General features: G+C 45.6%; 10 protein-coding genes, 4 tRNA genes and 1 pseudogene. 7 read left to right on the top strand and 8 right to left on the bottom strand.

The genetic code is table 11. The annotated features are described in order from the left end of the window. Positions 1-8: 8 nt before the first annotated feature. Positions 9-830: pseudogene (locus J7649_RS08195) on the top strand (AraC family transcriptional regulator). A 52-nt stretch (positions 831-882) separates the two neighbouring features. On the opposite strand, the gene J7649_RS08200 reads toward J7649_RS08195, so the two are convergent. Together J7649_RS08200 and J7649_RS08205 are read right to left on the bottom strand one after the other, a co-directional pair. Beyond that, positions 883-1,524 (bottom strand): fumarylacetoacetate hydrolase family protein, encoded by a 642-nt coding sequence (locus J7649_RS08200; protein WP_180180559.1) that lies wholly within the window; start codon positions 1,522-1,524, stop codon positions 883-885. A 37-nt stretch (positions 1,525-1,561) separates the two neighbouring features. After that, a complete protein-coding gene (locus J7649_RS08205) occupies positions 1,562-2,059 on the bottom strand; it encodes a YcxB family protein (protein ID WP_219307354.1) in 498 nt (165 codons plus the stop codon). Positions 2,060-2,217: 158 nt separating this feature from the next. Between J7649_RS08205 and J7649_RS08210 the strand changes: the two genes are divergently transcribed. Next, a complete protein-coding gene (locus J7649_RS08210) occupies positions 2,218-3,516 on the top strand; it encodes an SRPBCC family protein (RefSeq protein ID WP_219307356.1) in 1,299 nt (432 codons plus the stop codon). A 105-nt stretch (positions 3,517-3,621) separates the two neighbouring features. On the opposite strand, the gene J7649_RS08215 is transcribed toward J7649_RS08210, so the two are convergent. The 5 genes from J7649_RS08215 to J7649_RS08235 all read right to left on the bottom strand — a co-directional run bounded on the left by J7649_RS08215 (position 3,622) and on the right by J7649_RS08235 (position 5,015). Beyond that, positions 3,622-3,698, bottom strand: a tRNA-Arg gene (locus J7649_RS08215). A 285-nt stretch (positions 3,699-3,983) separates the two neighbouring features. Continuing rightward, positions 3,984-4,589: a dihydrofolate reductase family protein gene (locus J7649_RS08220; protein WP_219307358.1), complete on the bottom strand. Its 606-nt coding sequence runs from the start codon at positions 4,587-4,589 to the stop codon at positions 3,984-3,986. Positions 4,590-4,707: 118 nt separating this feature from the next. Beyond that, positions 4,708-4,784: transfer RNA gene (locus J7649_RS08225), tRNA-Arg, on the bottom strand. Between the two features lie 48 nt (positions 4,785-4,832). Then, a tRNA-Arg gene (locus J7649_RS08230) sits at positions 4,833-4,909 on the bottom strand. 16 nt (positions 4,910-4,925) lie between these two features. Beyond that, a tRNA-Ser gene (locus tag J7649_RS08235) sits at positions 4,926-5,015 on the bottom strand. A gap of 263 nt (positions 5,016-5,278) precedes the next feature. On the opposite strand from J7649_RS08235, the gene rnr reads away from it, so the two are divergent. The 5 genes from rnr (at position 5,279) to J7649_RS08260 (ending at position 11,876) form a co-directional block, all read left to right on the top strand. Then, entirely contained in the window at positions 5,279-7,726 is a 2,448-nt protein-coding gene (gene rnr / locus J7649_RS08240; protein WP_219307361.1) for a ribonuclease R, read from the top strand. Between the two features lie 456 nt (positions 7,727-8,182). After that, complete coding sequence (locus tag J7649_RS08245; RefSeq protein ID WP_219310081.1) at positions 8,183-10,237, top strand: M3 family metallopeptidase; 2,055 nt, start codon at positions 8,183-8,185, stop codon at positions 10,235-10,237. A gap of 40 nt (positions 10,238-10,277) precedes the next feature. Next, on the top strand, positions 10,278-10,487 hold the full coding sequence (locus J7649_RS08250) for a YheV family putative zinc ribbon protein (RefSeq protein WP_171054337.1): 210 nt from the start codon (positions 10,278-10,280) through the stop codon (positions 10,485-10,487). A 17-nt stretch (positions 10,488-10,504) separates the two neighbouring features. Continuing rightward, entirely contained in the window at positions 10,505-10,939 is a 435-nt protein-coding gene (locus tag J7649_RS08255) for a restriction endonuclease subunit S domain-containing protein (protein WP_005101172.1), read from the top strand. Positions 10,940-10,994: 55 nt separating this feature from the next. Further along, positions 10,995-11,876 carry a DMT family transporter gene (locus J7649_RS08260; RefSeq protein WP_219307363.1) on the top strand — a complete coding sequence of 294 codons (882 nt, stop codon included), beginning with the start codon at positions 10,995-10,997 and terminating at the stop codon, positions 11,874-11,876. Positions 11,877-11,938: 62 nt separating this feature from the next. Here the strand turns inward: J7649_RS08260 and J7649_RS08265 are convergent, their stop codons facing one another. Next, entirely contained in the window at positions 11,939-14,221 is a 2,283-nt protein-coding gene (locus J7649_RS08265) for a TRAP transporter large permease subunit (protein WP_219307365.1), read from the bottom strand. Positions 14,222-14,328: the final 107 nt, after the last annotated feature.

Consider the following 14,328-nt stretch of genomic DNA (forward strand, 5'->3'; position numbering starts at 1 on the left):
TTTCGGTGATGCATAAAAAAATCCAAGCAGATTCAGCTTCGCTCAAGCAACTTCCGACCCATGATCTGATTAAAGCACCTCTGTGGATCAGTTTCAGGGAAGATCCTGCGCAATCTGTTTATCCGCTGCATGGTCATGCCTGGGGAGAATTTGTCTATGCTTTTCATGGCGTGATGGAAGTGAATATTAATCATATAAATTATGTGACGCCTTCACCTCACGGCATCTGGCTCCCACCGAATTTAGAGCATCGTGGTCTGAACCGTACCGCAGTTTCTCATGGCACTCTGTATGTGCATGAATCACTTTGTAGCCAACTGCCCACTCAACCGGGCATCCTGCTCAGCGCCCCCTTGGTCACTGCTTTATTTACCCACCTGAAACAACTACATTAGCAAGATCATCCGGGATTCGAGAATTCAGCTGAATATCAGCGTCTGCTACAGGTGCTGCTCGATCAGCTCCAGCAAGCCCAACTGGTCAGCAGTTATTTACCGCATTCAGAACATGCATTGCTGAAACAGATTTTAGATTATTTACATCAGCATCCGGCAGATCAAAGCTCGCTGCAGCAACTGGCCGAACGCGTCAATTTAACCGAGCGGACGCTAGCCCGATACAGCCAGAAAGAACTGGGAATGTCACTGCATGAATGGCGGCAACGCCTGAAAGTGATGCAGGCCATGTCTTTATTAAATTCAGGTCATAGCGTTGAAAGCATTGCCTTTGATCTGGGCTATGCCAATGCCTCGGCATTTATCAATATGTTTAAACGCTGGATGGGAAGCACCCCTGATCAGTTTCGCAAGCGTTATACTGTTAATGAATAAAATGATGCATATGAAAAAGGAGCCCATTGGCTCCTTTGATTCAAAATCTTGGTTATTTCACAAAAGTCGTCCAGACATAATCCTGAGCCTGCCCCTTCAGCGTCATTTTCAGTTGATCGCCTGAATGCAATGCCGCAACGCCTGCCGGGGTACCGGTCATCACCACATCGCCTTCTTCCAAAGTAAAGACCTGACTGATGTCAGCCAGCAACGTCGCAATATCAAATATCAATAATGCAGTATCGCCTTTTTGACGCATCTCATCATTGACTTCGAGTGTGTAATGCACATCTTTCCAGTCAGTGACTACATCGGCGACAGGCACCCAGTCCGACAACAGACAAGAACCATCAAAGGCTTTGGCACGTTCCCAAGGCTGGCCTTTTTTCTTGAGATCATCCTGTAAATCACGCAAAGTTAAGTCCAGACCTAAAGTCACCGCCCCCACAGCTTCAAGTGCTTTCACAGGATCGCTTTCTTTGCTTAAAGTCCGGTCAATACGCAAGCTGAGTTCACATTCATAATGACAATTGCCCCATTCCGGATTCCACTCAATGCCTGCTTCGAGCGAACTTAAGGCACTCGGTGGCTTGATAAACAATACCGGACGATCAGGGATCGCATTGCCGAGTTCTTTGGCATGATCGGCATAACTGCGACCCACACAAACGATTTTGGATGGACGTGTGCTCATGATCAAAACTTCCCTTTTCCTTTTATAGATATCTGAATTATTTTTTAAATGTATGCTCGAACATACTCTGTTCAGTGCCGTCCTTAAATGCACGCTTCGGCACAATAACCACGGTACGGTTTTTCAATTCCAGCATATAAGTCAGTTTACCAACAGCAAAATTCTGCACTTCGCTATATGGCACCAGCTTGCTACGATCATTGGTAAAAATTTCCGCATAGTCCTGATACAAATCAATACCCTGTTCGCTTTTACCAAACTGATATTTAACAAACTGGCGTTTAAACATCATCGGCAGGAACCAGTAACGCATAATACCTTGCAGGAGCAGAAAGAATGCGCCCAAAGCCACGTAATAACGTCCGACGCCATCAAAGCCCATCGAGAAACCCCAGATGATGATCCCGATACTGACCAAAGGGGTCAGAAAACGTGAAATCTGCTTTTTACCAAACGTCGCCAGGGCAAAACCATCCTGAGATTCTTCTAAAGTCAGAAAATAACGGGTCGATAAAGTCGGTGCTGACTCAGTCATAGCATCACATCAAAAATAAAATCTTGCCCAATACTATACCAAAATATCCATAGCGCTTATGGCCTGTCGCATCAATTACATAACTTTGCTTTGGAAATACGTGCATTTGGTTTTAAATAAACAGCAATTAAAACAAAAAATACGCAACAGGATGTTGAATGAAAGGATTAAAGCAATGCATGCTCATCGGTGTTTGTTTGGCAGTTTCTGCTCCAGCACTGGCCAAAATCATTCCCTGGAATGCCGAACTGCCGAGCAGTCTGAGTGCTTATCAGGGCAATGCCCAGCAACTGGCAGAATTAACCGGCGAGCGAATTCTGATTTATGCGCATCCCTCGACTAAAACCCAGCTTCCCACCTTAAACAGTAATGCAGCCAGCAAGACACAGTTTTATAGTGCGGCTGTGATATTGCCTGTGGCTGAAGCTCAAGTTGAAAAATTGCTGCGCCATTATCCGAATTATGTGGGTCTGTTTCCGACCTTAAAGTCAGCCAAAGTGCTGGAGCAGCAGGGTTCGATTCAGCAGGTTAAATATCAGGTTCATATCCCGACCCCGATTTCGGTCTTGAACTTTAAAGAAACCGTGGTGATGCAGCATCATCTGGGTGATAACAGCATTAGTACTTTAATTATCGATGCGCCAATTCCCTATGGTGCAGGAAAACTGGAATGGTTTGCACTAGGTCCGCATAAAACGCTGGTGACTGTCACCCAATGGGGCGACCTGAATCAGCCCAAAGGCTTTTTATTCAGTAAAATCCTGAATGCGCTGCCTGAAGCCAAACTCGGCATTCCGCCGAGTACCAATGCATTTCTACTGGAAGCACTACAACAGCGCTTTGAAACCGATCATACAGCGGCACTAGCAACTCCAATTCCGCAGATGAGATTCAACCCTCAACAGCTACAAAAAATTGCCCAGATCAGCCAAAAATCAGGGCAACCGGTCAGTTTCATTTTACCGAGCTATCAGGTCAAAGAAGGAAAAGCCTCAGAAAATTTAAGATTTAGCAGCACCTATCAATATTTTGCGCATCCGGTCAAAAAATTGCGGCCATGGTTGGCTGCTGAAGCGACGCAGCAACTTTTCCCCCGGCAAATCAAGAAGGTCGAACTGAATCCGGTCAATACCCAGAATATAGATGCCAACTATAAGGTGTCGGTCGGTTTAGGGGTGATTCAGATTCCATTTAACTTCAAAATGCGTTTTTACCAGCCTGATTCCTTGCAAAACCAGTTCAATGCCAATGGCGGTGACTTAAAGTTTGTGAAAGGTGGCATGCGCTTATTGCCGCAGTCACAAGGTACCTTATTTCAAATCACCAGCAGCATGAAGATTCACGATCAGGCGCCATTCTTATTAAGAGCCATGCGCAGTATGCCCTATCACGATGTTTTACCTGCGGTAGGCGGCAATACCGTTTATGCACTGAAAGTGCAGCAGAAATTAAGATGAGCAGGAAGCAGAGAGTTATTGGTTTTTTGTATGAAAAATAGTTAAAAATCACAGACGTAAAAAAACCGCATCAACGTGCGGTTTTTTCAGAATTCTTATCAAAATTGGTGCGCTCAGAGAGATTCGAACTCCCGACCCCTTAGTTCGTAGCCAAGTGCTCTATCCAGCTGAGCTATGAGCGCGACGTCTTGATGGGGTGCATTATACGAGCTTTTTCAGTCTTGTTAAGTGTTTTTTAATAAAATCACAACTGAATGTACAGTAATTAAACGATGCAGCAATATTTATAGTTTTCTGCTGAAAACTTCTACGGATTTAGAGCTAAAAGCACTTAATTAATTCAACCAAGAAGCCAGATTTTCCAAAAAATTCCAGCACCATGCAATGAGGCAGCCTTAAGTATTCACAAGCAGGTATTCAGCCAGAATAGAATTCAAATATAAAACGACCGTCACTTGTACGCGTTATCACTCGCCTATTGTGCCGGTTTTTACTTCTCCTGCCCGTTGATAATGCGTAAACACAATACCATTTGAGCTGGCCAGATGATCTATCAACTGAAAAGCGGCAGGTATTGATTCATGACTAAACAGGCGTTTGCCAACACCCAGTATAATTGGAAAAGTCAGCAGACGAAGTTCGTCCACAAGCTCATATTTGAAAAGCGCCTGTACCACTGCAGCACTACCATATACACGAATATTCCCCTCCCCTGAAGCCTTCAGGTTAATGATCTCATCAATACTTTTTAGAAAGATCGTATTTTGCCAGTCCGAGTGCTCCAGACTGGTAGAAAGAACATATTTATTGACATCATTAATTCCCGGCCAGTCTTCAGCATGTGTGGGCCAGTAAGATTCAAAAATCTGAAAAGTATTTTTTCCTAAAAGAATATCGGAGGGCTGCATCCAGTTTTGCATGATGGCATCAAATGCCGGATCAGGTTCCGCATTAAAATACGGCGCCACCCAGCCACCATATTGAAAACCACCAGATAGATCTTCTTTCGGGCCTCCGGGCCCCTGCATCACGCCATCTAGGGTCAAAAATTCCTGGACAATGATTTTTCTCATCACGACTGCCTTTATTTTTATTAAATCGCCTGAGACTTATTTTTAGCACGTGATGTCTGGTGTTTCTGTAAATTTTAGGCACAAAAAAACCGCAACATGTGCGGTTGATTGTTCAAGTTGGTGCGCTCAGAGAGATTCGAACTCCCGACCCCTTAGTTCGTAGCCAAGTGCTCTATCCAGCTGAGCTATGAGCGCGTAACTTGTGTGCCTAGGTTGGCGATACATTTTTCTGCTTAACTTACTTGGTGCGCTCAGAGAGATTCGAACTCCCGACCCCTTAGTTCGTAGCCAAGTGCTCTATCCAGCTGAGCTATGAGCGCGCGATGTAAATAAGCGTGGCGGTGAGAGAGGGATTCGAACCCTCGATACAGTTACCCGTATGCGTCCTTAGCAGGGACGTGGTTTCAGCCACTCACCCATCTCACCGTAACGTGCGGCCATAATACAAATTTCGGCATGGCACTGCAAGCGCAGCATCAAAAAAAAGTGCATATTTTTGCTCGTTTAAATACTTTTTAAGCAATTCCTCGATTTTTCGTGCATTTTGATAGCGAAAAAACTGCATAAATTTCCAGTTATCGAAAATTAACAGAAAATTGAAAACTTAAATGGATTATTGCAATCATTTACGTGCAGTCTGCGCATACATGTTTTATGCTAAACCAATCTCCTAAGATAAATTTAAAGACATGATGAAAAACTGGGTCGATCCTGAAGCAAAAGCTGAAGCCGAACGTTATGACAACCCTATCCCTAGCCGCACGCTGATTTTAGAAACTATCGAAAAGAACAATGCCCAGTCCCATGCAGACCTGGTCGAACATTTTGAAATTGCTGATCAAAAAAGTATTGATGCCCTGAGCCATCGTTTAATTGCGATGGTGCGTGACGGGCAACTGATGAAAGATGGCTACAAGTTTCAGATTGCCGTCGAGCAACCTGAATCCGAAGCGACGGTTTATATCAATTCCCGAGGGATGGGAACTGCCAACATTTCCGGCCAGGACGACCTATTATTGGCTGAGCGTGAACTGCGCCTGGTCTTTAATGGTGACCGCGTTAAAGTGCGTCAGACTTCGGTAGACCGTAAAGGTAAAGCCTGGGGCTATATTACTGAAGTTGTGCAGCATCGTGTCAAACAGATCATTGGTAAAGTGTCAGAATATGATGGTGAATACTTTATCCAGCCAGCCAACCCAAATGCGCATCAGCCAATCACCCTTGAAAAAGAACTGATCGAACATGCCCAGGCTAATCTGGGTGACTCTATTCGTGTGGCGATTGATACCTATCCGACCCGTGAAGAATTCGCGACTGGACATATTGTGCAGTCCATGGCAGACAAGGCCGATACTGAAATCATTATTCCACAAACCATTTTAGAATATGGTTTGCCGTATGAATTCCCGGAAGAAGTGGTTAAAGAAGCCGAAAGCTTTAAAGAGCCAACGGCCAAAGACCGTGAAGGTCGTGTGGATCTACGTGATTTAGCCTTGGTCACCATTGATGGTGAAGATGCACGTGACTTTGATGATGCCGTTTATGCCGAAAAACGTCCGGGTGGTGGCTATCGTGTGGTCGTGGCCATTGCCGATGTCAGCCATTATGTACGTCCAGGCAAACCGCTAGATGATGAAGCGCAGGAACGCGGGACGTCAGTCTACTTCCCGCACTTCGTTTTACCGATGCTGCCTGAAGCATTGTCGAATGGCCTGTGTTCGTTAAATCCGAACGTTGACCGCCTATGTATGGTCTGTGATTTAAAACTGTCACGTGCTGGCCGAGTCACCGGTTTTGAGTTCTATCCGTCTGTCATGCATTCCAAGGCACGTTTGACCTATGATCAGGTCGCACAGTATCTGGAAGGTGACAGCCAGGCGATTACCGAAGATCGCGAAGTTCGCAAGTCGATCAACACCCTGTTCCAACTTTATCAAGTTCTTAAAAGTTTACGTGCTGAACGCCATGCCATGGAATTTGAAACTGTTGAAACTTACATGACCTTCGACGAACTGGGCGGAATTAAAGAAATTCTTCCACGCAGCCGTAATGATGCGCATAAGCTGATTGAAGAGTGTATGTTGCTGGCCAACGTGGCAGCCGCAGAATATGCATTGAAAAATGAAATGCCAATGTTGTACCGTGTGCATGAGCCACCAGAGTTCTCACGTATCCAGAAAGTCCGTGACTTCGTCAAGCTGCTGGGTTTGAATTTCCCGGAACAGCCGACTCAGAAAGATTATCAGGCGGTGATTGAAGCGACCAAAGAACGGATTGATGCACCAAGTATTCATGCCGTGTTATTACGCTCCATGATGCAGGCTTACTATGGTGCGAGTAATGCAGGCCATTATGGTCTGGCTTATGAAGCCTATACACATTTCACTTCACCAATTCGCCGTTATCCGGATTTGTTATTGCATCGTGCAATCAAAGCACATTTAAATAACAAGCCATCTCCGCTTTCAGGCGGTGCTTTAGATGAAGCTGGTGACCATTTCTCTGCCACAGAACGTCGTGCAGATGAAGCGTCGCGCTCGGTGACGACCTGGTTGAAATGTCATTATATGCAGCAGCATCTGGGCGAAGAATTTGTCGGCATTATTAGTGCAACGGCAGAATTTGGCCTGTTTGTCACGTTAAAAGATCTGTATGTCGATGGTATGGTGCATGTCAGCCAGCTAGGGGATGACTTCTTTGTCTTTGATCAAAGCAGCCAGAATCTGATCGGCCAGAACCGTGGTCAGGTCTTTGGTCTGGGCGATGAAGTCAAAATCAAGGTTGCCGGTGTCAATCTGGAAGAACGCAAGATCGACTTTGAACTGGTGCAACAACTCAGTCATGCCGGCCGTGCAGTTCGTGCCCGTGCACCGCGCGTGAGCGAGAAAAAACCAGTATCACGTCCAGCAGCAACCGAAGAAGTGTTCGGCAACAATGAACGTGAATCTAAATCCAACCTGAGCACCGATGGAGAACAGCCCATACGACGCAAAAAAGGAAAAGGAAAACCCAGCTCTTACAGTAAAAAGTCTGCTAAACCATCTGCAGGAAAGTCTGAAGCAAAGGTTAAAGATAAAGTAAAGAAAAAGGCCAAGGTCAAAAAGAAAAAGTCGAATGCAAAAGCCAAGACTGAATAATTTTTGATGGTTTAAAAAGAGCGCTACGGCGCTCTTTTTTCTTTTAAACCTTATCCAGAATAAATACGATTAGAGTAAAAATACTTACCGCATCGAATCATCAACTTAGATCAGTCTGATCAGGTACCTTCCCTATTTCTAAACAAAACTGACAGGAAAACTGCCTCCTATTTTGATCTACACTCAAGCAGTGAAATTCAAAGATCTGCAAAGACATATTTCCTATTTCTTTGAAACAGACTATGGAATTCTGCCTATTCTTAAACTATCTGTTTCGGAGTTTCAGCGAGCAACACCAATCAGTTGAACTATAACTCAACATTAGTAAAAGTAGCTTGGACATCATTGTGAACGAGATTGAATAAATCTCGATACCTCCTGCTTCAGAATAAATCACCGGTCAAGCTTGATTTCTCGATCAAGAAGCCTTACTTCTAGAACTAACACTGAAAATTAATTTGGCAGACCGACATGACTTTAGAAAAGGCAACTTTGCCTGTTCCGCAATTTGATCAGATTACGCTGGCTGAGCTAAAACAAAAAATTGAAAGCTGTATCGCTGAAGGGCAAAAGTTCCTGAATGAACTTACCGAAACACCTACTTCAGTACAGGAGCAGCTGGCTACTCTTGAACATGTCGACACACTTGAAAACAATATGAGTGAGTCTTGGGGCATCCTGTCACATTTAAATGCCGTGATGAACAATGCCAAAACCCGTGATGTCTATCAAGCACTCTTACCGGGTCTTAGCGAATACTATACGCAACTGGGTCAACATACGGCGCTCTATCAGACCTATCAGCATATTTATGATGCGTCGATTTATAATGAACTGCCGGCAGCGCAGCGAAGCGCCATTAAACTGGCCTTACGTGATTTCAAACTGTCTGGGGTGGCATTAGAGGGTGAAGCGAAAAAACGTTATGCGGAAATTTCGGCTCGTCTGTCCCAATTATCATCCGACTTCTCCAACCATGTACTGGATGCGACTCAGGCCTATTTCAGACCGCTAAATGAAGAGGAGTTAGCGGGTCTATCTACCAGTAATATTGAGCTGTTAAAACAATATGGTCAGCAACGTGAACTGGATCAACCGGTGGCTACGCTGGATTTCCCGTCTTATCTGGCGATCATGACCCATTCAGAAAATCGTCCTCTGCGTGAAGAACTCTATAAAGCTTACACCACGCGTGCGTCAGATCAGGCTGAACAGAGCGAGTTTGACAATACTGCATTGATCGAAGAAATTCTCAGTCTGCGTCTGGAAATGGCAAAACTGCTTGGCTTTAATAATTATGCGGAATTGTCCTTAGCCAGCAAAATGGCACCAAGTGTAGAGGCAGTAGATGAATTCTTGCATGAACTGGCAGAACATGCCCGCGCACCGGCAGAGCAAGAAATTGCTGAACTGAAAGCGATTGCTGCTGAAGATGGCATCCGTGATCTGCAACCTTGGGACAGCGGCTATTATTCTGAAAAGCTGAAAATGCAGCAATTTAACCTGTCACAGGAAGCGCTGAAACCTTACTTTCCTGCACCGAAAATCCTGCAAGGTCTGTTCAGTATTGTGAATCGTCTGTATGGCATTCAGGTGATTGAACGTGAAGCGCCTGTATGGCATCCGGATGCACGTTATTTTGAACTGGAAGATCAGGGTCAGGTGATTGGCGGTTTCTATTTTGATCTGTATGCACGTCAAGGCAAACGTGGCGGTGCATGGATGAGCGGTTTCCGTTCTCGTATGCAGACCAGTGATGGCTTGCAAAAACCGATTTGTTATATGGTCGGTAACTTTACTCCACCCGTCGGCAATCGCCCTGCACTCTTGACCCATGATGAAGTCATCACCTTGTTCCATGAATTTGGTCATGGCCTGCATCATATGCTGACAGAAGTGGACAATATTGCGGTAGCAGGTACCCATGGCGTGGCTTGGGATGCGGTCGAACTGCCAAGCCAGTTTATGGAATTCTGGGCCTGGGATCAGGAAAGTCTGGATCTGCTCAGCGAGCACATTGAAACTCAAGAATCCTTGCCGGCAGAGTTGCTGAAAGCCCTGCTGGATGCACGTTTCTTCCAGTCTGGCATGCAAACCCTGCGTCAGCTTGAATTTGCCCTGTTTGACCTGAGTATTCACCGAGCCAATCCGGCTTTAAATGCAACACAGGTTCAGGCTACTCTGAATGAGATCCGTGAAAAGTATGCGGTCCTACCGACCACCGACTATAACCGTTTCCAGCACAGCTTCAGTCACATTTTTGCCGGTGGTTATGCAGCAGGATATTATTCCTATAAATGGGCCGAAGTTTTGGCCAGTGATGCCTTCGACCGCTTTGAAGATGAAGGTATTTTTAATACCACTACCGGAAAGCAGTTTCGGGAAAATATCCTCGCAGTTGGCGGAAAAGACACAGCACTTGACGCATTTATCAATTTCCGCGGACGCGAGCCAAAAATAGATGCGTTGCTGCGTCATCAAGGTTGGACGAACCCCTCTAAAAACGCTTAAACTAGCTTTTTAAGTTGATCACAAGGTGAGTATGATGACCATTAAACGTCGTTTCATTGCAGGCGCAAAATGTCCAAAATGTCAGGCGTTAGATCGCGTCGTCATGCTGACCTCTGGTGAAGATGAATGGATCGAATGTATTGAATGTGGTTATGAAGAAAATCGTCCCACACATGTTGATCAACCAGAAACACCAGCTGTTCCAGATGAAGTTGGCGTGATTCAGTTTAAACCTCGTTCAGTAAAATAAAAATCAAGGTTCAAGCTATGTCAGTAGAACAAAGAAATAACCCCAAACTTTTAATGGGAATTATGGGGGCTTTAGTTACTGTCGTTGCATTGGTATTGCTATATCAGTGGTTGAATGCCTCTTCCGGTGAAGCGGAACGCATACATCAGGAAGATATCGCGGCTGTTCCGGCAGCAAAACCTGCGGCGAAAACTGAAGAAGATACGGCGGCAGCGAAAGCACCTGAGACGATCGAAGCTAAAGCACTGGTATCAAATCAGCTGTTAGATGCACCAGTGCCGGAGAATGCCAGTTTGGCCAAAGAAGAAGTGGCTAAATTAGATGACATCCAAGTTCAGCTCAATGAACAAAAAGCCACACTGGATGCGCAGCATAGCGATGCCGACCAGTTGATCCAACTGAAAGAGGAACAGATCAAGTTACTTGAAGCACAACTTGCTCAAAGCCAGTAAATCTCGACAGCATTTCAGCTAGAATATCGTCAGATCTTCTAGCTCAGTTGTTTCCATGTCTGTCCCAGCCGCTCCGCATCTGCTTAAAGCCATTCTGTTACTGACCTGCTCTGCTTTTCTCTTTTCAGTCATGGGCGTCTGTATCCGTTATGCCTCGGCAACGGTTGATAATGCTACCGTGGTCTTCTTTCGCAATTTTGTTGGGCTGTTTATTTTCCTGCCTTTCATTTTCAATAAAGGCATTGGTTTTTTCAAAACTGAAAAACTATGGATGCACACTTGGCGCGCAGTGGTCGGCCTGACTGCCATGTACGGCTTTTTCTATGCCATTGCTCATTTAAAACTCTCCAATGCCATGGTCTTCACCTACTCTTCCCCGATTTTTATTCCTTTGATTGCCTGGCTATTTCTCAAGGAAAAAATCACCACAAGCATGTTAGCCGCAGCTCTGATTGGTTTCATCGACGTACTCTGTGTCGCCAAACCAGATTCGGGTCTAATTAACCTGATGTCGGTCATTGGCTTGAGTGCCAGCTTTCTGGCAGCGATGGCCTTTGTCACGGTATGGGCGCTGACCAAAACCGAGTCTCCGGAAAAAATCGTATTTTATTTCTGCTTTATTGGCACCCTGATTTCAGTGATTCCGATGTTCTGGCTATGGCGACCTTATACCTTGACAGAACTCAGCTATCTGATTACTGCCGGTATACTGGCCAATTTCAGTCAACTGTTTATGTCCAATGCTTACAAGCTGGCTCCGGCAGGACAGATTGGGCCGGTCAACTATGTGGCGATTTTCTTTGCCGGCATGTGGGGCTTTCTGTTCTGGCAGGAAGTTCCGGACCTCTATAGCGTGATTGGGCTGGGGCTGATTTTCTGTGCGATTCTATTGTGTAGCCCGATCCTACAAAAGCGCCTGAATTCATCCAAAATTTGATTAACGAATTTAAATCAAATAAATAAAAAAGCACCCGAAAGTGCTTTTTTATTGCTTTTCTTTTATTGATACCAGCCGAACAGCTTAAACATATAAGGCACATAGGCAATGATCAGCATCGCAGGCAGCAATACTATCATCGGCAAAATCCAGCGTTCATAACGGTAGTAGAAAGACAAGTGTCGTACTTCTGCATCCGCCTCGGCCACTTCGGCATCGCCAATCGACTGTCTGGCCAGCAGATGATTTAGCGCAACCGGTGGCGTCACATAACCCAGCTCAAAACCTATCAGGGTAATCATCCAGAAATGTACCGGATGAATGCCGTATTGATAGGCCACTGGCGCAACGGTCGCGGAAATCAGAATGACCGCGCCAAATGGATCCATGATCATCCCGACAAAAATCATCAAGCCGACAATCAGTGAAATCACCAGAATGGTACTACTAATATCGGTCGGGAAGGCTTCCATAATTTCAATACGTTCCAGCAAACCACCCACACTCACCGAGAGTGCCATCAGAATGACCAAGGCACCAATATGCCCCACGGTCTCACTGGTCGAAATATGCATAGACTTCCAGAAACCGACATGACGCAGAATTTCTGTCGCTTTCGAACGCTGCACAGCATGATCAACAGCCAGTTCTTTGCCTGGTTGTTCGCTATGTTCAGCCTCACGATATTCTGCATTGGCTGCGGCACCGGCTGTCGCCAGTTCTGGTGTAGATCTTGAGTTTAAAGTTGCGGTCAAGGTTTCATCCCAATGCCCCACTGCCGGCAACGGCGCAGGTTCATGGCGTAACTTGTCGAACAAGACAATCATCAGCAGAATCACAGGCATCATTACCGGTGCGGTAAATTCATTTAGGTCAGTCGACAAGGCATATTTATAGAATAACCAGATCAGAATAAAAATCACGATATAAGGAATAATCGCAATAAAGGCACGACTGGATTGAGGAGCGGCCACAGTAGGTGCGGCAATGCGGAATTTATTTTCTGCAAAGAACAGGGAAATTACCAGGAATAAAGTCGAGCTGAGCAGGAAGACATAAATCCCGTAGTGATAGAGCAAGTCGGTGGTCACTTCTTTATTCAGTGATGCCACCACGACAATCAGCAAGCAAGGACGTAAGACTACGCCCAGTGAACCGGACATTGCAGTGGCGGCCAGTGCAAACTGACGGCGTCCACCCGCATTCCAGACTTCCTTATAAATAATCGCACCTGCGGCAATTACGAAAATCCCTGATGCTCCGGTATAGGCGGTCGGTAATGCAGCTGCCAGCAAGATTAACCAAGTCAGGGTTTCAGGGGCCAGATTCCATGGACGCAGAATATTCAGAAACATGTCCACGACACGGGTCTGTTTCAGCAACATACCGGCCCAGATAAACAAGGCCAAGTTCAGAAAGATACTAGAAAACTCCACCAATTGACCGAGGTAAATCCCCTGTCCCATTGGATAGTCCATAAAGAAAGTGAAGTTTATCCCGGTAGTAATGGCCATATAGGCATATAGCGGTACACTCAGAAAGGCCAGACCAAAACTGCCACCCTCACGTGTTGGTTTTGGTTGTTTGATCACCTGATACAAGCTGATCAGGGTGAGTGCGCTGAACAGAATCATCCACAACCAGTAGATGTATTTCATCTCCCCCATCGGCACGCCCGAGTTCAATACGGACTGATATTGGCTATAGGATGAAAATGCCAGGAAAGCATTAGCGACCAGCATGGCGACCGAATAAACTTTAAAGTCGATACGCGTGCTCGGGCTACGCAAGCCAATATGATGGGTTTTTAGAGTGGCACTGATCGCAGCAAAGACCACCATGATGACCAGAAGCAAAGCCCGGTTTTCCGTACCAAACTTGAAGATGCCAAAGAAAGAAGTTTCAAAGGTCCGATAAGCCCGAATACTTGGATGTGCTTGCACATGTTGAATGGCTTTATCATAAAACAGGTAGGATTCTTCACAGACCTGCTGTGCCTGTAACACCGCAGCACGGACATCCGCTTCCGAACGCACTCCGAAGAAATCGGCGTATTCATCGGCTGCATCGGCTTTCATCTGCTGCTGAACACGCTGATCGACATTGATATTGCGTTCACATTGTGGGCGCGTCGGTTCAGCCCTTAAAAATGAATATTGCATTCCTGTTGCCGGATCACCGTAAATACGCTCACCCATACGCAGCAACTGGCCGTGAATCATTTCCCCGGTGCCAATAATTAAAGTGAGCAAAAGTAAAACCAGCACGACGAAGGTCGAGATCCACTCTGTCCATATATAACGCAACAGACCTAATCCTGATCTGTTTTGATCATCATTTTGCATGTGTATTCCTATTTTTATTTTAGCGGCCTGATGCTTGGTCTAGGACGCTGATCTTCCCTTCTGCCCCGAAAATTCCTTTTCAAAGGTCAGGATCTTTATTCTATGTT

It is taken from the genome of Acinetobacter lwoffii (assembly GCF_019343495.1).
GTDB lineage: Bacteria > Pseudomonadota > Gammaproteobacteria > Pseudomonadales > Moraxellaceae > Acinetobacter > Acinetobacter lwoffii_P.

What these genes read in the sequence shown, in the direction of transcription:
- J7649_RS08200 (WP_180180559.1), bottom strand. Translation starts at nt 1,524, where the DNA reads ATGAGCACACGTCCATCCAAAATCGTTTGTGTGGGTCGCAGTTATGCC.
- J7649_RS08205 (WP_219307354.1), bottom strand. Translation starts at nt 2,059, where the DNA reads ATGACTGAGTCAGCACCGACTTTATCGACCCGTTATTTTCTGACTTTA.
- J7649_RS08210 (WP_219307356.1), top strand. Translation starts at nt 2,218, where the DNA reads ATGAAAGGATTAAAGCAATGCATGCTCATCGGTGTTTGTTTGGCAGTT.
- J7649_RS08220 (WP_219307358.1), bottom strand. Translation starts at nt 4,589, where the DNA reads ATGAGAAAAATCATTGTCCAGGAATTTTTGACCCTAGATGGCGTGATG.
- rnr (WP_219307361.1), top strand. Translation starts at nt 5,279, where the DNA reads ATGATGAAAAACTGGGTCGATCCTGAAGCAAAAGCTGAAGCCGAACGT.
- J7649_RS08255 (WP_005101172.1), top strand. Translation starts at nt 10,505, where the DNA reads ATGTCAGTAGAACAAAGAAATAACCCCAAACTTTTAATGGGAATTATG.
- J7649_RS08260 (WP_219307363.1), top strand. Translation starts at nt 10,995, where the DNA reads ATGTCTGTCCCAGCCGCTCCGCATCTGCTTAAAGCCATTCTGTTACTG.
- J7649_RS08265 (WP_219307365.1), bottom strand. Translation starts at nt 14,221, where the DNA reads ATGCAAAATGATGATCAAAACAGATCAGGATTAGGTCTGTTGCGTTAT.